The sequence below is a fragment of the Bacteroides sp. AM44-19 genome, from assembly GCF_003603395.1.
Classification (GTDB): domain Bacteria; phylum Bacteroidota; class Bacteroidia; order Bacteroidales; family Bacteroidaceae; genus Bacteroides; species Bacteroides uniformis.
On the sequence record NZ_QTNB01000001.1, the window covers coordinates 20,012 to 43,900 of the forward strand.

Genomic DNA, 23,889 nt, shown 5'->3' on the forward strand with positions numbered 1-23,889 from the left:
TGCTCCATTGCTTCTGATTAGCCTTATTTACCGAAGATGATTGATTGGATGCCGGCGGAGCTTTCGTCCGGCTTTGCATCTGTTTTCCGATTGCTTCCATTGTATTTTAAATTTAGCCATTCTTGATAATCTCTCTCCGTTCCAGTAAACACCACACCTGTCCAACCAGATTCTATCGCTCTCTCAACCTGCCTGATAGCAAATTCTTCTTCAAATTTGGAAAGTTTATCAAGTGAAAGTTGCAAAGCGTAATTAAGTTTCTTTTTCCATTTCGGTGTCTGACGAAGCGTTTCCCAAGCGGACATGAATGCTATTGAAGAAAACGGATAGACCAGAGGTTTTTCATCCTTTATCTCCTTTCGGGATTTTTTCTTTGGAAGTGGGGAGCTCTCGTGCGTATGCGCGAGACTATCCTCTTGTTTTATGTTTATATTATCTATAATATGTGGAATTTGACTTTCATCCGCAAAATTTACGGATGATATTGCGAATGATGTTATTTTATCATTCGCAAATTTTGCGGATGATGTTGAAGATGATATTGAGGAGGTGTCTATATTACTACTAACGTTTTCACCCGCAATATCATCCGAAGTTTCATCCGCATTTTTTGAGGATGATATTGCGGGAGATATTGAGGACGATATAACATCATCATCTATGCTTTTGACAAATGAATAATAGCATCCTATACGTCTATCCTTGCTGGTTTTATAGTATATGAGCTGAGCGCCAGCAAGACTTTCCCTTGATTTACGCAAAGTATTATCAGATATATCCAAATTAGCACAAAGCAGGCTACTACGGATGAAAAACACTTCTTTCCACTTCATATCATTACAGATAGCAACAAGTTCGTGATAAAGAGCCTGAGAAGCTGTAGAAAGATAAGTGTCACCCCGAACCTTACGGAGTTTGGAAATCAATTGATAGCTGTTCATAAATGAAAATATCTGTTTGCCGCACATTCATCAAAAGACTTCACACGCTCAATAAGATGTTTCTGTCTTTGTCTGAAGGCTAAATTATTATCATACTTATTATGACATTCCCTGCATAATCCAACGACATTTAAGGGATTGGTATAGTGTTCCGGGTACATACTCTTAGGAACAAGATGTGCAGCGTCCGACATCGGTCTACCACAAATTGCACAACATGGAGGTAAGTTCTTCTTTATTGCAGCAACCTCTCTATTCAACTGTGCTTGTTTCCTGCTTATCTGTCTCATGGTCAAATAAATTAGTATTACGGTGTTTTTGAATCAATCTTTCAACACGGTCTATTTCACTATCAATAAATTTTTCTTGTTTTTTTGCTGGTACGTAAAGTACCAGAGGAACGAATACAAAAATATTTCTTTTGCAAACGACGAAGTTTTACGACCTCATCATAAAATTGTTTTGCATTCATACAATGACAAGTTGTTGATTTAGAATTAAAAGCCTCGAAGCGCATTCTACGGGATATTACATATAATTCTCATGCAGTTCAGTAGCACTGCTCACTTGATAGCATCGGGGACACTATCCGCATACGCATTACAGAAATAACCATTTGCAACCGAACACTTTCATGTCCCCTTTCCAACACAAGTTTGTGGGAACAGGTGGATTCGAACCACCGACTACCGTTTGTGGTGCTCTCCCGTTAAGCTAAGAGTATATCTTGAGAGACTCGAACTCTCAACCTTCCACCACACACGGCGCTCTATCCGCTGAGCTACATTCCCTCATTTACCCGCCATATCTTCACAGACCGGGCAGGCAGGTTAACAAAGTTATCTTTCATGAACCTTCGCATGGCACTCTTCACAAAGAGTTACCAAACAACCCAAATGTTCCAATTCATGTCCGACAATAGACATACCGCCTATCTGGTAGGTTTTATGATGAATCTCCAGATTATAGGTCTTGCCACACATCCGGCAACAGTGTCCGTCACGAACACGAACCTTACGTTTTACTTCTTCCCAATAGGGGTTATTCTTCAAACTCGTCTGATACTTCGACGGCCTTCCTTTCTTGTACTTCAGTCTCGTCATAGTTCTCCTCTTTTCTCCATGGACTTTCTTCAATCGAAACTCTGTGCCACTCATGGCGTTGTATAGGAATTATCTCACCGTTATTTTCATCAAGGAAATCCTCAATCCAATGTTCTAACCATACATCCTGACCTTCCTCTTCCCAAACCTCTACAACTTCCTCGCCTTTACCAAATTTGCGAAGATTCTTACGGGTATCCTTAACCTCAATATCCGGTAATTCATACCCAAGGGATTTAAATGCTTCCTGGTTCATTTCACCCGAATTGAACAGGTCATTATATTCATGCTTAGGAATCTCTTGCACCAAAGCCAAACGAAAAGCTTCATTCACCCATGAATAATACAAATAATACCCCATTACTGGAATGCGGAAGGTATCAATCATCTTCAAAGGATAATCCTTGAGACCTTTTTTAGCCAAATTAACCAAGTCTTTGAATTGGGTGTTTAAAGCCGAAATCTTTGCTTCAAAATCTTTCTTCTCTGCATTGAATTTTGCCTTCAGACTTTCAAACTGGCTTTCAAGTTCCGGTATTTGTTCCTCGGCTATTTCACCATAATTGGCACGAATAATGGATATTTCATACTCATCCATCACCCGGTTAGCAATTACATCCTTTTCTTGGATGGTTACAAAATGTTCCGAAAGTTTTTTCTTCACATCATCCATGCAAATGCAATCAGGAAAAATCACTTCGGGGAATTTTACTGTTGTCGGTAATTTGAATATTATTTCATCCGGCAAATAATCTTTTAAATCTGTCATTTCTTATTGTTTATTCGTTTAATCATTTTCTTGCAACGCCTGCATAAATCTTGAGCGGGGGAAGTCTTAGGCGCATACTTCTCTATTCTTTCAGAACATTGCCTAAGAAGACGCTCTATCGTTTGAATATCGGTTTTGCACAGTTCCATTCATTCAAAATCATCAATGGCCACCGGATGAAGCAGTTTATGGCTCCATTCAGGAAGCTGCATGTCGATAATACCACGGGCACCTTCTTCTGCCTTGGCATCATAGCCGGGAAACCATTTCTTTTCAAAGCAATCTTTAACAATCGAAAGAGCGTAGTGATACTTATATTTCCCATTTGCCAAATCATCGGGAGACCAGAAGAGAACGGCTACATCATAAGGCTCTACCGTCTGCAACATAATCATTATAGTTACATTGAATTTTCGCCCGGTAATACTGCTCATTACTTCCTGATACATACCTTCTGAGAGCTCGTACTTGAGTTTGGCACAATCGTAGTAGAACTTACCAAGGTCATCGGCACGTGTGGTCTTAAAAGAGATTACGGCATTCACACCGATATTCTCTTCTATATTGAAATAATCCGGTCGAACCCTTACATCAAGTTGGGTTTCCTTGTCTCGTCCATAAAAAGAAACTTCCGAACAAGCACCTTTTAAAAGCTGCTGTATGATACCACCACCATACCAGTAGTAGTTCCTTTTCAGAGCATTAATAATCATGCTCATTTCTTCGCTGATGAAAGAATACCCCAAATCAATGCAGGTTTGTCTCAATCTATCCCGGTATTCTTTTAAAACATTGAAATTCCAATTAACGGAAGGAATATCATCTTCAACCTCTTTCACATAGCCTGCTTCTTTCGCTAATAGTTCATTATAATACCGAATCATAGCTAACACCCCTTCTTTGGACGCCTGATTACAATTAGGCTCTACTTTTACAAGTTCAAATAGACGTGGTTCCAGAAATGCCATGTGGGCAAAGGTTCCTAATTGAAAGTGAGGCTTCTCTTTCTCCTCAAAAACCCGTTCCCAATCATAATAGAAAGAGCGCGGTGTTTTAAGAGCATTTTTCAAATTAGAGGAAGAAATATACTTACTTTGAAGATACATTTCCATAGGGTCACGTTTTACACTTCCATTAACACTCAATTCCATCAGGTCAATATTGACAGGAGGCTCATTACAGTTCAAGGCGATAAAATCCAAAACAGTTTCTTTGGTAGGATAATCTTCCGGATTATAGGCAGAGGGGTTAAGTTCTTCCCCCTCTGAAAAATCATCAATATTAAAATCCTCCATCATCCGGCAACAGGTAGGTTAAGACGAAGAGGTCTTACAGACCAATTGTCAGACTGAAAATTATTGGTCTTATTCTTTTTCTTACCCATGTAGGTAATTTTAAGAGGCATACCACTTTTGAGAGAACCGTTTTCTAAATATTGTTCCAGAATACCAACCAACCTACGGGAACCGTTTGTCACTGTCTGAACAGTACCGTTTACTGTCTTTTCAAGAAATGTGGCACAATCCAAATCAATCAGTTCGTCCGGATTAGTTGCACTCAAGACCTTTTGTGGTTTGATTTCCACAAAAAACATTTTCTTGAACTCACCAGCATGTTCAGGCGTCCAGTAGTTGCCACACAAATCTATTGGCAACTCCTGCGCATCTTCCAAAGAAGGAAGTTCATTCTTACTTAAATCCGCTGTTTGGATTTCAAATGCAGAATCTCTTAATACTAAATCTTTCTCATTACTCATAATCGTAAAATTTAAAGGGTTAATTATTCTCTTTCTGTAGAATAGCATCTACATCACTTTTTCGGTACAATCTCTTACCTCCTATTTCCAACCTGCACAAATATCCAATTTTATGCCATCTCCATAAGGTTGACTTATCGGTATGTAGAATCTGACTTGCCTCTTTAATGGTCAAGTAATCCTCTTCCGGTCTGATGAAAGAGTCCCTGATACCTCTCACTGTCTTTTTTACAAGATGTTCTGCGAACTCTTTCAAATCAGTGGACTTTATTGTCAAAGTAACATTGGCACCACTATTTAAAATATCCTCCATGTTCATTCTCTTACCCTTTCCATATGTTCAATTCTAAATCTTCGTAACCTCCTCATATCACCTTGTTCGTGGTAAAGTGACAAAGAAAATATGCACAGTAAGCAACATGCGACGGACACACGGACTATAGGCGAAAAATCCATCGTGAGCCTCACACCGGCTATCCGTTCATAAAGCATTGTTGCAAGTTCTCTCCCATTCCGTACATGCAATATTTCAAAAGCCTTTTGCAATTGGTTATTAATCGTGCTAACCGCCCGGCATTTAAAATTGGCGATTTCCTTTTTCTCATACCCTTGTGCATACATCCGTGCTGTAATCTCGCATTCAGGGGTGAGTTCTGTGAATACCCGTTCCATAATCGTGTGAGTTAGATGACTATGACTCCCTTTTTACAACGACAATACCTTTTTTCGGATAAGACTTTGAAGCCCATTTTTTACCCTCAAGAAGATGCTTGGCATTTAGAAGTGATACGTTGTTGCGGATTGTCTCAAGTGAAGATATAGGCAGCTCTATCGTGGCTCCTCTCTTCATGTTTCTCATTTTCTCTTTACTTTCTACCTTTTCCATAAATGTTATATTAGAATGATTGGTGGGCGTTGACGGACTCGAACCGCCAGTCTCCTCCAATGAGGTGTGTTAACCATTACACCGAACGCCCCAATAAGAAAGGTGCGCTATCTTCACAGACGGCACACCCAGTACAAACACAAAATAAAACACGACAAAACAGTTTATACTAACACTTTTTACACAACTCCATACCGGTTATCACTGCGAGTATAACAGACAAAATAAACATTGTGGATGTCAATACAATCCCCGTCATGTATAGAGGACCATCCTTTATTATGGAATTACATAATATCATTGTCATACAAAGCAGTACAAGCTACGAAAAAGAGAACATAATTATCTTCATAACATCGTCATTGCAACCAGTTCATCACTATAGAATTCTACAAAATCGTGCTTTCCGAACTCTACCATTACTTTATCCCCATTGATGGCGCAAATCGCCCCAATCTTGCTTTCCCATCCGGGATGTTTACACTTAACCGGCATACCTATATATGGCATACGTGATTTATACATACTTTTTCCCATAATCGTGTGATTTTAAATTTTACCGCCCGTACAAGGATGAGGTAAAGCGGTGCGCACTTCGCTTTGCCCGTGGCTTTTAGTACGATAGTAGCACTAACCTTTGCTGCGGTTGTGTACCCTACCCGATTCTCGCTATCGGATGTCAGTCTTTAGCTGTCAATAGGGCTATATTGTCGATGTGCGTGTCGGTCGCCTAATCCGTCATTACTTACACCTCAAAGACTATGGTTACACATCTATTAATTGTTAAACATTGCACAGCTCGCAAGCCCCAACTTGCTTATGTGCGTTCGTTATCTTTGGTTGGCAAAAACGGCTTATGAATTACACCGTAATTGCTTTCACAGACTTATCAAAGAACCAATCAATAGTACCCTACCCGATTCTCGCTATCGGATGCCAGTCTTTAGCTGTCAATAGGACTGTCGTGCGTGATATAATCGTGTGATTAATCATCATAAAAGAACTTCTCGCCCGGCTTTCTGAAAAGCCTGTAGCTTGCATACAAGCAGCCTAATACTATCAATGCCTCTATCATACTGCCATTCTATCAAGTTGAAACTCTATGTAATCAATCTCTTCTTGAATAACCTCTAAGGCCTCTTCTTTGGTATCGGTATTACAGAAAGCACAAGCCTCTGTGTCAGACATCTTATCAACTCTATCAAGGTCTATACAAGCCTTATCCAAAGCCTTTTCAAGCCCGTAGGCTTCTCACTGTCACATACTCTAAACTGTCTCATATCAGGCGATTTTTAAAAGGTTAGCCTTTTTATAGCATCTGAACTCTTGGCGTTCAGTATCATAGTAAGTTTGAACGGTGTCGTTCTTCTTTCTGTTGTCAGTACCAGCAATGGCAGGCATCAGCTTTTCATTTAGTGTACCGTAGGCTTCTCTCACAGAACCATCCACCTTTTGAAAATAGAATTTCACAATCTTGCTTTTCATCTGCAATTTCAATTTCATGTTAGCCCAAGCGCATTTTAATGCTTCTGACATCGTGAAACCGTTCTTGCGAACGAACTGCCATGCAAGGCTCATAACTTCATGTAAAAAACTCTTCGTGCTCATAATCGTGTGATTTAATATGTTTATACTATTTGTATCGTCAATCATTTAGTTTATCTTTGCTACGTGATTGATTGATGATGCAAATATACTATCTAAAAAGATACCATCAAAACAAATAGTATCTTTTTAGATAGCAACAAACATTATTTAACTATTAGAGCGGTTTATACCTTATTATAATATGAAGAAAGAAAATTGGGCTTTAGTATTGAGTGGAATTGCGATAGCGATAAGCATTATTGCATTATGTATTTCTTGCCCTCACAAGGCAGAGTTAGGATTTGACTATCAAGGCGTATTGGTTGGTGTTCTATCATTACTTGTTACAATTTTGATAGGATGGAATATATATACGATAATTGACATAAAAAACACAAGAGATAAGATTGATGAAATATCAACTGGAGCATCATTCATGGTACAAAAAAACATGGCTGTTTCTGAAAACACCAACTGGATGATATATCATTATTTATTATTAGGAAAAGACCCATTGGGATTAGAATACAGATTTTTATATCATGGAGTTGCATGCTTATTCCATACATCACAATTCTCTGATATAACGACTTGCAATGTGGTAGTAAAAGGATTACTTGAATGTATAGCAAATCCTAAATCTATAACTATAACAAAAAATGGAAAGAATGACATTCTCAAGCTTTTATCTGGCGTGAAACACACCGACAAAATAGAAGGATTCCTTGAATTATTAAATAGGATCGCTTTAGTGAACGTGAAGTAACGAAGTGGTAATCCGTCATTGATGATTGTATTTGAGAATACAACTCCTTACCTTCATCGCTGTCTAAGAATTCTGTAGAAAAACCTTCGGGAATATTCTTTTCCATAATAATAAGTAAAGCGACCAACTCCAAAGTTGCGGTTTGAAGTGAAGTCGCCTATATAATCCCTTGCGGGAACAGTTAAACAATTTAGTTGGTATCATCCGCAACTTGATTCCAGCACAAATATAAGTATCTTTTATGATACCATCAAGAACTATGGAAACTATTAAAGATAGATTTTATGCGGTAATGGAAAAGCTTGGCTTAAATGACTATAAAGTGTATACTACCATTCCAAGCATCACAAAAAATATGATGTCAAAACTTAGAACTGGGGAAACAGGAGAAGTTTCTACTAAAATAATAGCTCCATTTTGTTCGTATTATGAGAATGCGAATCCAGAATACATTCTCACCGGAAGAGGAACACCACTAAAGGAAGAAAACGCCTTGAGCGAAACAATCAATATTCCTGCTTCAAACGGGATAGCTGTAACTTCCGAAAAGGAGTATAAAGAAGCTATGGAGAAAGGATTTCATCTTCTTCCAGAAGTAACTTTCAAGTTTGCCGCCGGTCAGGCAGAATTGATAAGCAAAACAGAAGATATTACCCGTTATTGGTATCTTCCCGATTGTAAAGATTGCGAAGGAGTTGCCCAAATTGTAGGAAATTCAATGACGCCTGCGCTTCCTGCCGGATGCTGGGTTGCACTCAAAAAATACACTCTTCCTCGTAATAATCCAAATGCAATTCCATTTGGGAATATTTTCGGAGTAGTTGTTGAAGATGAAATTACCGGAGATTATCACGGTCACATTAAAGTTATTCGCAGATATAAAGACCAAGAAGTATCTCGAAAATACTGGATAGCTCATTCAATAAATGAAAAAGAGTTTGATGACTTCGATATAGAAATTGCTCAGGTTAGGAGCTTATGGATAGTTAAACAACATATTGTAAGTGATATATTATTGTAGATGAAATCTAAATACTATGGGACTATATTTCAGAAAAAGAATTAAGATACTTCCCGGAGTGCACATGAATATTAGCAAATCCGGTACAAGCTGGTCAGTTGGTCCACGTGGAGCAAAAGTTAACTTTGGGAAGCGTGGCACTTATGTAACAACCGGAATACCGGGAACCGGAATTTACTCAAGAACAAAAGTCAGTAGTAATGGTATATCTAATCGTAGAATGCAATCAAGCAATATTGATTCTGGATATGAGATTAAAAATTACACAGGATGTCTTTTCTCGGCGATATGCTATGCGCTTGCAATCATATTGCCGATTTGCGGTGTGCACTTCTCTGTATCTATATTTCTTATTATAATAGGATTTGCATTGCATCTATCGTCGGTTGAAAAGAAGGAAACAGTTCAAAGCAATAATGAGGTTGACAACGGTAATAATGCCAAAGTTGTAGAAACGCCTATAAACAGGGCAATTATAGACACAGAAGAAAAAGAAGAGGAATTCATAACGGAGGAAGATGAAGAAAAAATAGAGTACCCCTCTGTAGAAAAGGTTGACATGACAAGGCTTGACCCACTATTTGAAGATGCAGCTCGATTAGTTGTTATCCACCAACAAGGTTCCACTTCATTAATTCAACGTAAATTCGCTATAGGCTATAATAGAGCAGGGCGTATTATGGACCAACTGGAATGTGCTGGTATTGTAGGAGAAACAAGTGGGATTAAAGCGAGAGAAGTTTTATGTAAAGATGAAGATGAACTCGAATATAAACTAAACCATTTGGAAAAATCTCGCTTTGAAAGACTTCAACAAAAACAGGAAGAAGAATTTGAAGAAGCATCTCAACGAGAAATACAGAATGAAAGTTCAAGATTAATTAAATTGGGCATAGATTTAGAAAAGGAAGGTATGATAAATGAAGCTATAGCTGTATATGAAAAAGCTATCATACCACAACTTCCAGCAACACATCCCTATGATAGACTAATGATTCTCTATCGGAAAAAGAAAGATTATGATAATGAAGTCAGAATCATCAAGATAGCCATAAGCGTATTTATGAAAGAAAATGAACGTAGAGCCGGAAGAATAATTGAAGAAGATTCATCATTATACAATCAAGTGATGCAAGCACTTGAAACCAATGAAAGTATTAGATACGAAGACGGGAAATGGGCTTTCGTTCAATATGACGTAATGGAGTATATTACAAGACTTGAAAAAGCCCAAAAACTGTATAAGAAATCTCAAGAACAATCTAAATTATAAAAGTCATGAAAAAATTATTAATACTACTATTTTTCATACTAATATTCGGTAGTTGTACAACCAATTATTTTTTATGTGAAACCGCAGGTCCTGTAAAGTTATACGCATCGCCAAATACTAACTCGACATATATAGAAGTACCTGTTGGCAAAAACTTAATTTCAACAGGAAAATACAAGAAATACAGAAGAGCTAAATACGGTAACAAAAGAGGTTATGTATATAAAACAAGATTCCTATCAGAAAAGAAAATTCGTTCTTTATCTGATTGGAATTTTGATTCTGAAACATCTACTTATAAATATTCGCATTCTAATCATGCACTTAGTAATTCAACAAAATATAAGTATAAGCCAACATCAACTGGTGGTACTGTCCAAGTTAAAGGATACTATCGAAAGGATGGAACTTATGTTAAGCCACATACAAGAAGAGCTCCTTCTAGGAGAAAATAACAAACTAAATATCTAAGATTATGAAAAGAGGAATAATACTATTTTTTTCTTTCTTATTTCCTTGCTTGTTAAATGCCCAACTTTCCACTCAGCAAGATACCATAAGATATGTTATGGCAAATCTAAATTTGAGAGAGGCTCCTAATACGACCTCTGCTATTATTACTCAAATACCTAAAGGCACTCAAGTTACCATAGATGAAGACTGTGAATGTAAATGGATTCCGATAAACTATAATGGATACATAGGATATGTTTCGACTAAATACCTTTCAAAAGAAAAAATAGAATGTACTACTACATACAATAACAGTACGTCTATTAAATATTATACAAATTCAAAGGGAGAAAGAGTACAATCTCCAACTTATTATAATTCCGCGCCTCCTGGAGCAACAGCTTTATGTAGAGATGGAACATATAGTTTTAGCAAAAGCCGTAGAGGAACATGTTCACATCATGGTGGAGTTGCAAAATGGCTAAAATAACAAATTAGACACATAAGATTATGATTGACTTTCTAACCATCATACTCCTAATATTCGGAGTACTGCAAATCATCCTCTTCTTCAAGGTATGGGAAATGACGAATGACATCAAAGAGATAAGGAACAAGTACCTCAAAGACGAGGACGAGAAACGAAGACAAAAAGCAGAATACGACCCATCTCCTAAAATCAGCGGTGGGGTTAAAACAACAATATAGCCGGAATTATTTCCCGGCTTTTTCTTTCCCTATTCGCAAGTTGTGCAAATGTTGTGCAACTATCATAAAAAGAAAATGCTAACAAGTTATCAATGAACCTATTAGCATTTTCCCTTGTGATTCCGTTGCGATTCGAACGCAAGACCCACGCCTTAGAAGGGCGTTGCTCTATCCAGCTGAGCTACGGAACCAGCCTTAATTGCGGTGCAAAGGTACGCTTTTTTACGAATATTGCAAATTTTTGTATCACCTTTTTTCGTTACCTATGTATAAAAGGCTCATTTGCTACATAAAAAGTAATGATTAGTTACCTTTACAAACAAGATACACGGTATTTATATACAGATGTATTAAAACATTTTGCAAATTATCAATGTTACTAATTATAAAAAGTAAAAATATGGAGGAATATTCAAATAGGAAAAGTAGCATTGACCCGAAAATGAATGAAAGAGTAATAACAGCTAAATTTTAAAGAGATGGAATGGGAAAATCAGTTGATACAAGAATTGCAATGGTCAAATAAAATCAGCAATAAGGCGAGTAAGGAATTGGTAGCCCAGGAAATTGCCGGACTGGCCAAAGACGGTGATGCCATAGGAGCAGGCTCCGGCTCTACCGTTTATCTCACTTTGTTTGCATTAGCTCAGCGAGTTAAACAAGAATCTCTGCATATAGAAATCATTCCGGCATCTGCCGAAATTTCGATGACATGTATACAGCTTGGCCTGCCGCAAACTACTCTGTGGAATAAGCGTCCGGATTGGACATTCGACGGTGCAGACGAAGTGGATCCGCATAATAACCTCATCAAAGGACGTGGCGGAGCCATGTTTAAGGAGAAACTCCTAATTAAAAGCAGTGGCAAGACTTACATCATTGTCGATGAGAGCAAGCTTGTCAGCAAACTGGGGAGCAAATACCCCATACCGGTAGAAGTGTTTCCACATGCTCTCTCCCATGTGGAAAACGAGATACGCTTATTGGGAGCTTCAAAAATCAGCCTACGTCTTGCAGAAGGAAAAGACGGTCCGGTATTTACCGAAAACGGTAATTTCATTCTTGACATTCATCTCAGCAACATTGTTCCTGATTTGGAACAGAAACTGAAAGCCATTACCGGGGTTATCGAAAGCGGGCTGTTCATCGGTTATGACATTACAGTCCTAATGGCAAACCGCTGATGTACCAAAGTACAAATAAGGTGGTCCATGCCAATAGAATGACTAAAGAATATCTCCAAGTATACTTCAGTAGTGAACCATAAGTGGATTGCCTATCATATTGCTGCATATAGGTCAAGACAAGTGGCATGTAGAACATAAAAGGTGTTATGGCATTTGTTGCACTGTCACCTATACGGAACGCACATTGGGTCATATCCGGCGAAATGCCCATACTTGCCAATACCGGAACAAAAATGAAAGACATAAAAGCCCATTTAGCTGTGGCAGATACCATAAAGAGATTGACCAGCGCCGTAAAAAGAATGAAGAGAATCAATATCCATAAACTACTCAAAGAGGCGGAGGACAGCAGATTAGCGCCTAAAATGGCAATGCACTTGTCCAAGTGGGAATATTCAAAACAAGCAAACATCTGTGAGGCAAAGAAAGCTATCACAAAATAAACGCCCAGCAGTTTCATCGGCTGCGTAAGTCCTTCTATCACATCACCGTCCGTACGGTATCGGCCGGAGGCAAAACCATAGACCATCCCCATCAAACCTATTCCAAACGAAAGCAAAAACAGAATACCAACTATAAACGGAGAACGAATCAGCCCACCATTGACACTCCGCAATATCCCCCATGAAGAGAATGTAGCCCACAGAATAATGGCAATATACAGCAAGCCTGCAAATACAGCTCCCAACATAGCTCTCCGTTCCTTGCGGGACAGTTGTTTGTAGCCATTAAAATGAATATCCCCTGCATACATTCCCAAGTGCGGCAACAAGCTCCTGCGGGTAATATGATAAATGATGAATGCAAGCAGGAACGTGGAAACAAAGAGAAAATAATAATTGCACAGCGGTCCAGTCTGCCCCGGAGCAATATTCATCCTATCAGCCGCTTCTTGCGTTACAGAGGCAATCATGGGGTCTAATGTACTCAAAAACACATTAGCGCTATAGCCACAAGAGACTGAAACATAAGCTGTAATTATACCTCCAATGGGGTGCAGACCGACGGACTGGAACAAAGTTGCAGCTATCGGCAACAGAATGATATATCCTGCATCTCCCACTATATTGGACAACAGTCCTAAGACAATGACCAGCAGAATAATGCGCCAAGGATCACGTGGACGTCGTACCCCCCTGCGAATACATGCATCGATGAAACCCGAATGCTGTGCCACCCCTATTCCGAACATAGCCACAATCACCAGCCCTAACGGAGCGAATCCCGTAAAATTGGTTATGACATGGCGCAGCAGCCAGCGTATGCCCTCCGGACTCAGCAGGCTCTGCACCCGTATTTCTTCTCCAGTCTGCGGTTGCAGCACGCTCAGACCATAGACATCGAATATCCATGAAAGGAGGATGACTGCCAGCGTCAGCAGGAAGAACATCGTAGCGGGATGTGGCATTCGGAGTTTACTCATCGTCGGCTTCCAGATTGTCTATATTCAAGATTCGAAGTTCCAATGCACGCACCACCAGACGAGTGGCATTCACCCCCACCCGTTCACTAGGCGGGAAAAGACGGCCGACCAAGTCATTCTGCCGTTTCTCCAGCGACTTGACTCCAAAAGGCATTCCCCTAAGATTGGCAATCATTTCTTTGGTATAGCCCAGTGCCAAATGACGGAGGAAACGCTCGTCATACTCATCAATATCATAGCTTATGATTGCTTCCTGACGTTTTGCATCATTCAGGACAGATTTCTTGAAGCGTTCCACTATCTTCTCCAGTATCGGATAGTTAAAGACCAGCTTCTTGCCGTCCATCACTGCCTGCACATCGGTTTTGGTCAGCAACTCTCCGGTTTTCAGGATAATGCCGTCAGCGCCGGCTTCAAGTACGTCCACCCATAACTTCTCATTCAATATTTCTCCCGTGAATATCAGCACATGTACTCCCGGATAACGCTTGAAGATATTCCGGCAGATGTCCACCCCGATTGTGGTCGAACCTCCCAATCCCAAGTCCAGCAGAACAAGATCCGGCACGCCGGCTTCAATCAATGTCCAGAACTCCTGCTCAGTCATAGCAGTACCTATTACCTCCGCATTGGGAATTTCATGGCGGAAAATCTCTTCCGTCCCTTTCAGCTCCAACTTGACATCTTCAACGATGATTACTTTAAATTTTTTGTCTTCCATATTTCATTTTTTCGGTAGCGTAAAATATATTGTAAAACCTCCTTCCTTTCCCGGTTCGGCATTGATACGGCATCCCCGGCGTCCGGCAAACTCGTCATGGTCGCGGATAATCTGCTTGCACACCAGATATTCCGTACCATACAGTTCTCCTTTCTCACCGGCCGTCATGCGGGACAAGTCGGGATAGAACAATTGGTTCAATTCTTCACGGGTCTTTTCCCTGCGCATATCTGTAAACAGAAAACGTATAAATTCCCCATCTTCCCGGGCCGACAGACAGACAGCTCCATCCAGAGTTACGGAGCAAGCCTCGTCTATCAGGTTTTCAAGCAGGAAACGCAACTGGTTCCAGTCACCGGTAATCCGTCCTTCCAACGGTTGTATCTTAAAATCAATATGCGCCTTGTTTCCCTTATACACTTTGCGGAAATATTTCCCGGCAGTAGCCATAAGTTCCGGCACAGATATTGTCGCACGCCTAAAAGTCACCTCTTCCAACTGGCGGGAAGCGCATGAACTGAGTGTCGTAAAGATACCTTTGTAATACTCTATCAATTCGCTGATGGCAACCACCGTTTCCCGCTCCTCCGCTTCTGTCTGTTTGCCGGACCGCAGTTTCCCTATCAGCTGCTTTATCTTGTTCGGATAATAAATCGTTTCATGCTTGATGGTCGAAAGACAATTATCCAGCACCATGTTCTGTACATGCAGCAAACTGTCTTCCCAGGAAGCTCGCCGGGCTTCATCTTGAGCCACTTCGATGTCCCGGTATTTCGTAGCCAACTTAACCACTGCATTGAAGATTACAATGGAGACATAACGGGCTATCAGTTCCAAAAGCAAATGGTCGGTCTCCTGCTCCGTACCTTCCCTGCGTTCCAGACACAGCACACCTATGCAACGACACATATTGCCTGCATCCACAACAAGCGGCAATGCTTGTATACCCTTTTCCGATATGTACACTTGCTGCTCAAAACAATTCTCCATATATTTCCTTCGGACAGGCAACTCGTCCACGGCGGTATCTTCCACTGGATTGGAAGTGTATTCCAGCTTATGTGTAGTCTCGTTGTATACAGCTATGCTTAACCGGTCGATACTCAAAAGTTCGTTCACTGCATCAAAAGCGGAACCTACAATCTGCCGCGGGATTTCCTTCAATGTATCCTCCTCACGCTGCAACATTTCCTCCGTATCCGAAACCGGCAACAAGGAGGCATTGAACACCTTTCCATTAATTTCCAGCACTTGCTCCAGATTCCAGCGGTTCACCAGACGTTTACGGAAGTAAAGTATGTAATATCCCAACAGCAATACGAACAGCAAAATCACCGCCAGCAAAATGCCCACCATCTTGTTGTTGGTGGAACGCTCCAGCTGCCGGCAATATTCTTCCAAGGATTGGTCTTCTCCCAACAGTTTGTATAAGGTAGTGTAGGCAGCATTATTATAACTATAGTCATCCCATTGCTTCAATGCAAGAAATGAGACTGCCGCTTCATTCCTGATATCCAGAATTACATGGAAATCCGAATTGAACATCTGGTTCCACCAATCCAGTTCCGCAGGCGCCCCGTCTCCCGTCAGCGTCATATAGCGATGTATAGGATGGGCGTATTGCTTGTAATGTTCGTTCAGGCAATACATTGCCGAATCTATGTATTGTAAAGCCAGTTCGTATTCTCCGTCCACATTGCAGTAATAAGCTTCATTGGCATAATCGGAGGCTTCGTCCAGCAAAGCTTCGTATTCATTCTGTGCAAGCAGTGCCAAAGAATCCGGCAACACCTCTCCGGAAGCAGTCTGTTCCACAGCATGCCGGCAGGATGACATGCACAAAGACAACACGACGAGCAACACCGACACAGACTTACGGATACCGGCAGGCAGACGGAAATAAAAACGGCTGCCTTTTCCCAGCCCGCTCTCCACATTGAACAGACAGACCTTGAACAAATCATTCGTCTTGCGATATTTTTCAATGATGCCCTTACAGTTCATCAGTCCAAAGCCACTTCCTTTGTTCTTCCTCAATTCCTCCTTGTCGGGAGCGTCACTCATACCGATGGCTTTCGAGTCATATACTTTTTCTCCCACAATGCGGGCTACATCTTCCGGTGACAATCCACAACCATTATCCTCTACCGAGATTTCCACATAATCTTCCTCCTGCCGTGCATATACTTTCACCATACCGCCCTGAGGGGTATATTTACGGGCATTCTCCGCCAGTGTATTTATCATAAACAATGTAAGGGCTTTGTCTGCCTTTACCCGGATATCCGTAGGCTGCACCTCCAACGACTGTCTCTTCATCTCGAATGTACGGCTTCCCTTCCTAAGCAGCTCGAAAAGTTCATTCAATTCGAACGTCTCTATGTTCAGGCTAAGGCTTCCTTGCTTCATCTTTATCCAAAGGGCAAGAATATCATTGTATTCATTGATGGTAGTAACCAACTCGTCGATATACTGGTATTTCTCCTCTTTGATCCGCTCCTCTTTGATGAATCCTTTTTGAGTCAGTTTCTGCACTTCGTTGATGATACGGTCTATGTACGGGTGAATTCCGTTGACAATAGCCATACATGCTTTCTTTATCAGATTTTGCCGTTTGTTCCCCGCGATGTGCTGCTCGTAAATGTAGCGTTGCTTTTCCAGTCTGCGGCGTTCGTCACCAAGGGAGATGGACGTCATGCCGTTGTCGATTGCCCATTGGATATAGGGAGTTATCACCCGTACCATCGCCTGCTCATCCTTGCTCATCCGACGCGGGAACACTAATTGCCCGTTGTCTATGCGGATATCCTTCACTCCAAACAGCTTTTCCAATTCCGGGCAGACAGCCGTCCGGATAGAGTCGACGATTTCCTCCTCAGTCTGTGCATCTGCCGGAATGGATGCCGTTATCTTCTGACAGATATCCAGCATCAGCTGCAGACGGCGGAGATGCACTCTGTTCCGGTCTTTGGAACGCTTGTTGAAAAACCAGAAGAAGAGGGATACAAGCACGAAGCCCACAATGACCAGTGACAACACGACGTTGAGTTGCCCCGCCTCCTTTTCCAATGCCTGATAGCGGCTTTCCAGTTCTTTATCCTGGCGTGTATCTTCAAGGATATCCAGGTAAATATTGCGGTTATAGTCTGATTTTTCTTTCATTCCGAGTCCTGCATACGAAACGCTCAACTGTTCACGAATACGTGAAATCCACTCGGGCACGGTTTTCAGTTTCTGCTCCATCCATGCCTTCTCCGCACAAATCGTATCTCGACGGTCAAATGCTTTCAGCCAGTCCAAACTATCGTGGCAGTCATAGAAAAGGCGGTGATGGTCATTTACACATTCCAGAGCAAGTTTTAGCGTGTCAAGAGCTTCTGTATAGTGACTGTGGGCATTCAGGTATTTGCCGATAGATACATATGCACCTGCTATCTGATACAAATCCTTGTATTGGCTGAATTTTTGCAATGCCAACTGCCCCAGACGCATGGGAAGCAGCGAATCTACCGGTACTCCAAAACGTGTCAAGGCATGGGAGCGGCGGTCTTGAAAAAATGCGTAATTATCCGGTGAAGCCATCAAGTTGGCAAGTCCCTGCACTCCATTGCCCTCAAAGTAAAGATAGCCCTTGCGCGAAGCCAACTGCCATGCGGTATAGAGCTCATCAAATTCTCTCAGTCTTCGCTCATCCGGTGTCTCACCCTCGCATAAGGCAGCAGAACCTTTGATGTAGTGATAATACAACAGCTGATTGGTATCTGCCAGCAACTCTTGTTTTTTAGTAACTTCATTAATAGAGGCTACAGCTTCCGGACGCTGTTGCAAATAATAATAATACACAGCAGATACAATATAAAATTCCGAACGGGCATAATTCAAACGCATTTGCTCGTGTTGGTCCACAAACAGATTGTCATCCTCCGCTATTCTTTTCATACGGTGCAAGGCACTATTGCGATAATCGTAGAACTCCTTGTTCAACGCCGTCCGCTGATAAATCTTCATCAAACCGATGTCGGCAATAAGGAGTTCCAGTTCATTCTTGGTCAGATTATAGACATCCATATGAAACTTTTCGGCCTGCTCAAAATCCATGCGCATAAAAGCACAAAAGCCCAGATTATTGGATGCTTCCGCTTTTCCTTGTTTATAGAGGCTGACTTCACGGTAGGCCCTTGATGCCGCATGGCAGGATGAATCCAGGTTTTTATAACGAAAAGCATAAGCCACCTGGTTTAGAGAGTCGATAAGGCGTACTTCCTTCATGGGTGCCGTTCCCACACACGAAACCATTGTTGTACAAAGGCACAACAACCCCGCAAACCATATAAAAGAAAGTCGTTTCATAAAGCAAAGCTACGAATAAATCCGGGAAAGAAAAATAATTTTTATACAATAACTCTTGTTTTATGTAACGGGAAATTCCTACCTTTGCATGCAAATTAACAAATAGGTAACATCTATTACACAAATGAGCGAAAAAGCACCCTTTATGGTATTCTCCGGAACAAATTCGAGATACCTTGCAGAGAAAATCTGCGCTAGCCTTGATTGCCCTCTGGGAAAGATGAACATCACCCATTTTGCAGATGGTGAGTTTGCAGTCTCTTATGAGGAATCTATCCGTGGCTCGCATGTATTCCTGGTTCAATCAACCTTCCCTAATTCTGACAACTTGATGGAACTTCTGCTGATGGTTGATGCTGCTAAAAGAGCATCGGCAAAAAGCGTTGTAGCCGTTATCCCCTACTTCGGTTGGGCACGTCAGGACAGAAAAGACAAACCCCGTGTTTCCATCGGCGCTAAGCTGGTGGCCGACCTGCTCTCTGTTGCAGGTATCGACCGTCTGATTACGATGGACCTTCATGCAGACCAGATTCAAGGTTTCTTCAATATTCCGGTGGATCATTTGTATGCATCAGCAGTATTCCTCCCCTATATTGAATCCTTGAAACTGGAAGACTTGGTAATCGCCACCCCGGATGTCGGCGGTTCAAAACGCGCCAGCACATTCTCCAAATACCTCGGTGTACCCCTGGTATTGTGCAACAAGACACGCGAAAAAGCAAACGTGGTTGCCACCATGCAAATCATCGGTGATGTAAAAGACAAGAATGTAGTATTGGTAGACGATATTGTAGATACAGCAGGAACCATTACCAAGGCTGCCAACATCATGCTGGAAGCAGGAGCCAAATCTGTCCGTGCCATTGCCAGCCACTGCGTAATGTCCGACCCTGCTTCTTTCCGTGTACAAGAATCCGCACTAACGGAAATGGTATTTACCGATAGTATCCCCTACTCTAAAAAATGTGACAAGGTTAAACAGTTGAGCATTGCCGATATGTTCGCCGAAACCATCAAGCGGGTGATGAACAATGAATCAATCAGTTCACAATACATTATCTAACCGCGGAGCGGTTAGATATTAAAAATTAAAGGCTGCGCGGTTCTGAAGTGAACATTGCGCAGCCTTTAATTTTTAATTTCTAATTTTTAATTCTAATTCTCCAGCCTTCCCATCTTGTAGGTTCCTTTTCGTATCACCTTTCCGTTCTTGTCTGTTTCTACAAACGGACCGTGTTTCTTGCCTTGTTTGAAGAAGCCTTCATAACGGTTTCCGTTCTTGTCCTCCTGGATACCGCTACCTTCTTCCATACCGTTCACAAAACCGCCTTTATATTTGGTTCCATCGGTCTGAATCAGGGTACCTTGGCCGTTGAACTTATTGTCTTTCCATTCACCTTCGTAAGAGTCACCTACATTCCATTTGTAAGTACCGTATCCGTCACGTTGGTTATCTTTCCAATTACCTTCGTAAACGGCGCCGCTTGCCCACGTAAATGTGCCGTGGCCTTCCTGCTTTCCATCCTTGAAGCTGCCCACATACTTGTTGCCGCTGGCATGGTAATAAATGCCCTCTCCGGTACGTTCACCTTGAACATAAGAACCTTCGTAACGGTCGCCGGTATGGAAAAAGTAAATACCTTTGCCATGCTGCATGTCGTCCTTCCAGTCACCTACGTATTTGTCACCGTTGGCATATTCAAAAGTTCCTTTACCGTCCCGGACATCATTTTTCCACTCTCCGTCATATTTGGAACCGTCATTCCAGGTCAGTGTTCCTTTGCCGTCTTTCTTGTCATTCTTCCACGAGCCTACATACTTGGAACCGTTCTTCCAGGTATACGTTCCTTGGCCTTCGCGTTTATCATTCACCCAGTCGCCCTCATAAATATCACCATTGTAATAGTACATGGTTCCTTTACCGTGCTGGTAATCCTGAAACCACATGCCGTCATAACGGTTGTTATTCATAAAATAGTAGATACCCCTGCCATGCTGCTGGTCTTGAAACCATTGCCCCTCATACTTTTCACCGTCGGGAAACATATATGTACCGTAGCCTTCACGCTTGCCCTTCACATACTCACCCTCGTAGACGTCGCCGTTCTTGAAAACGGTCTTCCCCTTTCCATTGGGCTTGCGGCCTTTTATTTCACCGGTATAGACGGCCCCGTTATCTTTGAACGTATAGGTACCTATCTTTATCTCCGAAGAGAATGTATTTTTCACTTTATCGAAAAAGCCGCTTTTTTTTTCCTGAGCAGTGGCTCCACCTTGGCATAAGAAAGCCAGAATGAGTGCAGTATATAGATATTTCATTAATTGATAATTGATAGTTGATAATTGACAAAGGTAGGATTTATCCGGTAAAATGATGCGATAACTCCCGCTTTTTATGACATTTTTTTGCCGCACACTATTTCTTTTAATTTCTCTTTGCATAAATGCCGCCCTGCAAGTTCACGGATTTCTTGTGGGGTAACCTCCTTGACAGCATCCAATGCTTCGGCAAAGTAAGTATCCTGCAAGCCCGATACCTGCACAAAAATCCAGGCATCCGCCAGCGAGAATGCAGATTCATAACTACGGCACATGTCTCCCAACATATAGTTCTTCACCATGGAAAGCTCTCCATCGGAAACCAGCTCGTTCTGAAGGCGGTCTATTTCATGATAAACCTCACCGATAAGAGGCTCCACAAATTCGTTGGCGGCTTCGGCACTGACCGCCAACACTCCCTGCCCCGGATAGGGCATGATGGCTGCGGAGATACCGTATGTGTATCCTTTATCTTCCCGGATATTGGACATCAGGCGACTGCCAAAATAACCCCCGAACAGTGTGACCAGTACGCGGGCCTTCAAGTAGTCCGGATGATTACGGTCCAGGGAAAGCATGCCCATACGGACGGCACTTTGCAGGGCGTCCGGACGTTCGATGAAGATACGTTTTCCGGAAGCGGTAACCGGATGAAATTCTGTCTTCTCCGGTTTGCGGAAATCCGTACCGAAAGCCTCGCAGCCAAACAAGGACTCTATCCGGCGGATGCAATCGTCGGTAACCTTGCCCGAGAGGTAGATGCTGCAATTATTGGAATGATAATAACGGTCATAAAACTCGCGTAGCACCGCAGGAGTGATGCGCCGATAATCCTCTTCCTGCACCAGACGTCCGCCGGGATGCTGCCCGCCGTACAGAGCCTTCACCAATCCGCGGTGCGCCAGAAAGTCCACCTTGGAAGAGTTGACAAGAAACTGCTGGATATTGTTGTCTACAATCACTCCCAGCTCTTTCTCGGGAAATACCGGCTCTTTGACGATAGACTCCAATATGTCAAGCGTTTGGGGAAGGTATTTATTCAGAGAATAAAGGGTGACATAGGCATACTCGGATGCACTGGACAATTCCAGCCAGGCTCCGTAATAGTCCAGCTTTTCCGCTATCCGGGCGGCATCGTAGCGTCGGGTGCCCTCGCGAAGCATGCGGTTCGTAAACAACGCCTGCAAGGGCTGTTTCTGTTGCCATCGGCCGCCTGCCATGAGGAGATCGATACGTGTCACTTCATTGTCACCGGCATTGAGCACGCTCAATGGCACGCCATTAGGCAACTTGATACGTTCCGGCCTTTGCACCACCAGTTGTTCCGGTTCAAGAATCCGGGGTTGGTCACTTCGGTTCAGCATGGGCTTTCTAGTTTACAGCCCATGGCTTTTAAGAAATTCTTCTGCCCGTTCCAAATCTTGAGGAGTATCTATGCCGATAGTTTCTACATCCGTGATACCTGCTTTGATAGTGTATCCGTTTTCCAACCAACGAAGCTGTTCCAATGATTCGGCAATCTCGAGGGATGACTGCGGAAGGGCGGTTATCTCTTTCAGTACCTCTACGCGATAGGCATAAAGGCCGATATGCTTATAATACGTATGGTTCTTCAGCCAGTCTTCCTTCGCCGCATTACGCTGGTAGGGAATGATGGAACGGCTAAAATAGAGGGCATTCCTGTTTTTGTTGAGCACAACCTTCGGAGAGTTCACATTTTCCAGTGCCTCGAAACCATTATCTACCGTAAAGGGTTTCACCAGAGTGGCTATCTGGGTGGCCGGATCGTCGAAACATGCTTTGACGGCTTGTAACTGCGAAGGCTGGATGAAAGGCTCATCCCCCTGGATATTCACCACGACATCAAACTGTCCTCCTATTTTTGTACAAGCTTCCTGACAGCGGTCGGTGCCGCTTTTATGTTCGGTGGAAGTCATTACCACCTTTCCTCCGAATGCTTTTACTGCGGCTTCAATACGCTCATCGTCCGTAGCCACGTATGCATCGTCCAAGATTCCTGCCACTTGCTCGTATACTCGCTGTATCACGGTTTTTCCACCTAACACCGCCAATGGTTTGGCTGGAAAACGCGTAGATGCGTAACGGGCAGGTATGATTCCTAAAAATTTCATTTTCAATCTTCGTTTTTTAAAATGAGAGTGTGTCCGAAAGTGTTCATATACTATCGACCCATCTCCTTATATTCTTTATTAATTATAACAGTTGTTTCAATCCTCGCAGGATATAATCACGTTTCAAATCTTTTGGCTTATAGACAGTCCCGTCACAAGACAACAAGTCTATATCCAGCCGTACAATTTCCTGCTCCTTCTCCTCGGGCTTCCTTCCGGCTTCCCGTTCGATGGCTTTCAGGCAGGCGGTGACTTCCTCTACCGGATTATCGGAAGCAAAGCATGCCACCTGATTGGAGAACAGATTCGGACGGTGAAAGAACAAAGGTGCCGTCTCCTCCTCTTCCGAGAAACGTATTCCCGAAAAAAGTTCCGTCAAGCGTCTGCGAGCCAGTTCCATGTTCTCCCTCCGCTGCTCGTTGCTCCCAATACTAATCGTATAATCCATTTTTTAAGGTGAAAGGGGAAAAGGTGAAAATTGAAAGTTTACCTTT

The 23,889-nt window shown here is 42.2% G+C and carries 25 protein-coding genes, 2 tRNA genes and 2 pseudogenes; 8 read left to right on the plus strand and 21 right to left on the minus strand.

Translation table 11 applies throughout. From position 1 onward, the window contains the following. Window positions 1-23: 23 nt before the first annotated feature. The 13 genes from DW947_RS21710 to DW947_RS22065 form a co-directional block, all read right to left on the minus strand. On the minus strand, window positions 24-941 hold the full coding sequence (locus DW947_RS21710) for a hypothetical protein (protein WP_182291935.1): 918 nt from the start codon (window positions 939-941) through the stop codon (window positions 24-26). After that, window positions 938-1,231: an HNH endonuclease gene (locus DW947_RS22055; protein WP_354002481.1), complete on the minus strand. Its 294-nt coding sequence runs from the start codon at window positions 1,229-1,231 to the stop codon at window positions 938-940. The genes DW947_RS21710 and DW947_RS22055 overlap by 4 nt, the downstream gene beginning before the upstream one ends. A 549-nt stretch (window positions 1,232-1,780) precedes the next feature. Continuing rightward, window positions 1,781-1,993, minus strand: coding sequence for an HNH endonuclease (locus DW947_RS00170; RefSeq protein ID WP_230628270.1), 213 nt, complete (start codon window positions 1,991-1,993; stop codon window positions 1,781-1,783). Next, the gene (locus DW947_RS00175) at window positions 1,983-2,813 is read right to left on the minus strand and encodes a hypothetical protein (protein ID WP_117880735.1); all 831 of its coding nucleotides are present in this window, start codon (window positions 2,811-2,813) and stop codon (window positions 1,983-1,985) included. The genes DW947_RS00170 and DW947_RS00175 overlap by 11 nt, the downstream gene beginning before the upstream one ends. Window positions 2,814-2,962: 149 nt before the next feature. Next, a complete protein-coding gene (locus DW947_RS00180) occupies window positions 2,963-4,111 on the minus strand; it encodes a PD-(D/E)XK nuclease-like domain-containing protein (protein ID WP_117880737.1) in 1,149 nt (382 codons plus the stop codon). Further along, window positions 4,108-4,569 carry a hypothetical protein gene (locus DW947_RS00185; protein ID WP_118273779.1) on the minus strand — a complete coding sequence of 154 codons (462 nt, stop codon included), beginning with the start codon at window positions 4,567-4,569 and terminating at the stop codon, window positions 4,108-4,110. The genes DW947_RS00180 and DW947_RS00185 overlap by 4 nt, the downstream gene beginning before the upstream one ends. A 19-nt stretch (window positions 4,570-4,588) precedes the next feature. Further along, the gene (locus DW947_RS22060; RefSeq protein ID WP_117880741.1) at window positions 4,589-4,888 is read right to left on the minus strand and encodes a helix-turn-helix domain-containing protein; all 300 of its coding nucleotides are present in this window, start codon (window positions 4,886-4,888) and stop codon (window positions 4,589-4,591) included. Then, complete coding sequence (locus tag DW947_RS21775; RefSeq protein ID WP_118358016.1) at window positions 4,885-5,241, minus strand: DNA-binding response regulator; 357 nt, start codon at window positions 5,239-5,241, stop codon at window positions 4,885-4,887. Before DW947_RS21775 ends, DW947_RS22060 begins: the two co-directional genes overlap by 4 nt. Before the next feature lie 19 nt (window positions 5,242-5,260). Then, window positions 5,261-5,455, minus strand: a complete 195-nt coding sequence (locus DW947_RS00200) for a hypothetical protein (RefSeq protein WP_117880743.1) — start codon at window positions 5,453-5,455, stop codon at window positions 5,261-5,263. Between the two features lie 20 nt (window positions 5,456-5,475). Next, window positions 5,476-5,546, minus strand: a tRNA-OTHER gene (locus DW947_RS00205). A gap of 257 nt (window positions 5,547-5,803) precedes the next feature. Beyond that, complete coding sequence (locus DW947_RS21420) at window positions 5,804-5,992, minus strand: hypothetical protein (protein ID WP_118273778.1); 189 nt, start codon at window positions 5,990-5,992, stop codon at window positions 5,804-5,806. Between the two features lie 744 nt (window positions 5,993-6,736). After that, on the minus strand, window positions 6,737-7,063 hold the full coding sequence (locus DW947_RS00210) for an SH3 beta-barrel fold-containing protein (RefSeq protein ID WP_118940824.1): 327 nt from the start codon (window positions 7,061-7,063) through the stop codon (window positions 6,737-6,739). Between the two features lie 413 nt (window positions 7,064-7,476). Further along, window positions 7,477-7,611 (minus strand): SVM family protein, encoded by a 135-nt coding sequence (locus DW947_RS22065; protein ID WP_370867938.1) that lies wholly within the window; start codon window positions 7,609-7,611, stop codon window positions 7,477-7,479. Between the two features lie 456 nt (window positions 7,612-8,067). Here DW947_RS22065 and DW947_RS00220 point away from each other — a divergent pair, with 456 nt between their 5' ends. From DW947_RS00220 to DW947_RS00240, 6 genes and pseudogenes are all read left to right on the plus strand, one after another. Beyond that, window positions 8,068-8,829: a hypothetical protein gene (locus DW947_RS00220; RefSeq protein ID WP_118132118.1), complete on the plus strand. Its 762-nt coding sequence runs from the start codon at window positions 8,068-8,070 to the stop codon at window positions 8,827-8,829. A 16-nt stretch (window positions 8,830-8,845) separates the two neighbouring features. Next, window positions 8,846-9,001: pseudogene (locus DW947_RS21970) on the plus strand (DUF4236 domain-containing protein); the annotation flags it as partial. 378 nt (window positions 9,002-9,379) lie between these two features. After that, window positions 9,380-9,619, plus strand: a pseudogene (locus tag DW947_RS21465) (DNA translocase FtsK); the annotation flags it as partial. Between the two features lie 488 nt (window positions 9,620-10,107). Then, window positions 10,108-10,557 (plus strand): hypothetical protein, encoded by a 450-nt coding sequence (locus DW947_RS21425; RefSeq protein ID WP_133303599.1) that lies wholly within the window; start codon window positions 10,108-10,110, stop codon window positions 10,555-10,557. A 20-nt stretch (window positions 10,558-10,577) separates the two neighbouring features. Then, complete coding sequence (locus DW947_RS00235) at window positions 10,578-11,045, plus strand: DUF3761 domain-containing protein (protein WP_117880755.1); 468 nt, start codon at window positions 10,578-10,580, stop codon at window positions 11,043-11,045. A 20-nt stretch (window positions 11,046-11,065) separates the two neighbouring features. Further along, window positions 11,066-11,263, plus strand: a complete 198-nt coding sequence (locus DW947_RS00240; protein ID WP_118940800.1) for a hypothetical protein — start codon at window positions 11,066-11,068, stop codon at window positions 11,261-11,263. 117 nt (window positions 11,264-11,380) lie between these two features. Here DW947_RS00240 and DW947_RS00245 read toward each other — a convergent pair. Then, a tRNA-Arg gene (locus DW947_RS00245) sits at window positions 11,381-11,454 on the minus strand. A gap of 288 nt (window positions 11,455-11,742) precedes the next feature. Here DW947_RS00245 and rpiA point away from each other — a divergent pair. After that, window positions 11,743-12,447, plus strand: coding sequence for a ribose 5-phosphate isomerase A (rpiA, locus tag DW947_RS00250; protein WP_016273732.1), 705 nt, complete (start codon window positions 11,743-11,745; stop codon window positions 12,445-12,447). On the opposite strand, the gene DW947_RS00255 is transcribed toward rpiA, so the two are convergent. Genes DW947_RS00255 through DW947_RS00265 form a run of 3 tightly spaced genes read right to left on the minus strand, consistent with a single transcriptional unit; the run spans window position 12,422 to window position 18,944 of the window. After that, window positions 12,422-13,873, minus strand: coding sequence for an AbgT family transporter (locus tag DW947_RS00255; RefSeq protein WP_119958392.1), 1,452 nt, complete (start codon window positions 13,871-13,873; stop codon window positions 12,422-12,424). The two genes, rpiA and DW947_RS00255, sit on opposite strands and share 26 nt — an antisense overlap. After that, window positions 13,866-14,594 (minus strand): DUF5932 domain-containing protein, encoded by a 729-nt coding sequence (locus DW947_RS00260; protein WP_005829066.1) that lies wholly within the window; start codon window positions 14,592-14,594, stop codon window positions 13,866-13,868. The genes DW947_RS00255 and DW947_RS00260 overlap by 8 nt, the downstream gene beginning before the upstream one ends. 3 nt (window positions 14,595-14,597) lie before the next feature. Further along, window positions 14,598-18,944, minus strand: coding sequence for a DUF5113 domain-containing protein (locus tag DW947_RS00265; RefSeq protein ID WP_057281124.1), 4,347 nt, complete (start codon window positions 18,942-18,944; stop codon window positions 14,598-14,600). Window positions 18,945-19,068: 124 nt separating this feature from the next. Here DW947_RS00265 and DW947_RS00270 point away from each other — a divergent pair, with 124 nt between their 5' ends. Next, complete coding sequence (locus DW947_RS00270) at window positions 19,069-20,007, plus strand: ribose-phosphate pyrophosphokinase (RefSeq protein ID WP_005829068.1); 939 nt, start codon at window positions 19,069-19,071, stop codon at window positions 20,005-20,007. A gap of 92 nt (window positions 20,008-20,099) precedes the next feature. Here the strand turns inward: DW947_RS00270 and DW947_RS00275 are convergent, their stop codons facing one another. From DW947_RS00275 to DW947_RS00290, 4 genes are all read right to left on the minus strand, one after another. Beyond that, a complete protein-coding gene (locus DW947_RS00275) occupies window positions 20,100-21,263 on the minus strand; it encodes a phosphatidylinositol-4-phosphate 5-kinase (RefSeq protein WP_057087589.1) in 1,164 nt (387 codons plus the stop codon). A gap of 74 nt (window positions 21,264-21,337) precedes the next feature. Then, on the minus strand, window positions 21,338-22,627 hold the full coding sequence (locus DW947_RS00280) for a M16 family metallopeptidase (protein WP_057281125.1): 1,290 nt from the start codon (window positions 22,625-22,627) through the stop codon (window positions 21,338-21,340). 12 nt (window positions 22,628-22,639) lie between these two features. Next, window positions 22,640-23,395 carry a 3-deoxy-manno-octulosonate cytidylyltransferase gene (kdsB, locus tag DW947_RS00285; RefSeq protein ID WP_016273726.1) on the minus strand — a complete coding sequence of 252 codons (756 nt, stop codon included), beginning with the start codon at window positions 23,393-23,395 and terminating at the stop codon, window positions 22,640-22,642. 82 nt (window positions 23,396-23,477) lie between these two features. After that, window positions 23,478-23,843 carry a 2-amino-4-hydroxy-6-hydroxymethyldihydropteridine diphosphokinase gene (locus DW947_RS00290; RefSeq protein ID WP_016273725.1) on the minus strand — a complete coding sequence of 122 codons (366 nt, stop codon included), beginning with the start codon at window positions 23,841-23,843 and terminating at the stop codon, window positions 23,478-23,480. Window positions 23,844-23,889 lie beyond the last annotated feature (46 nt).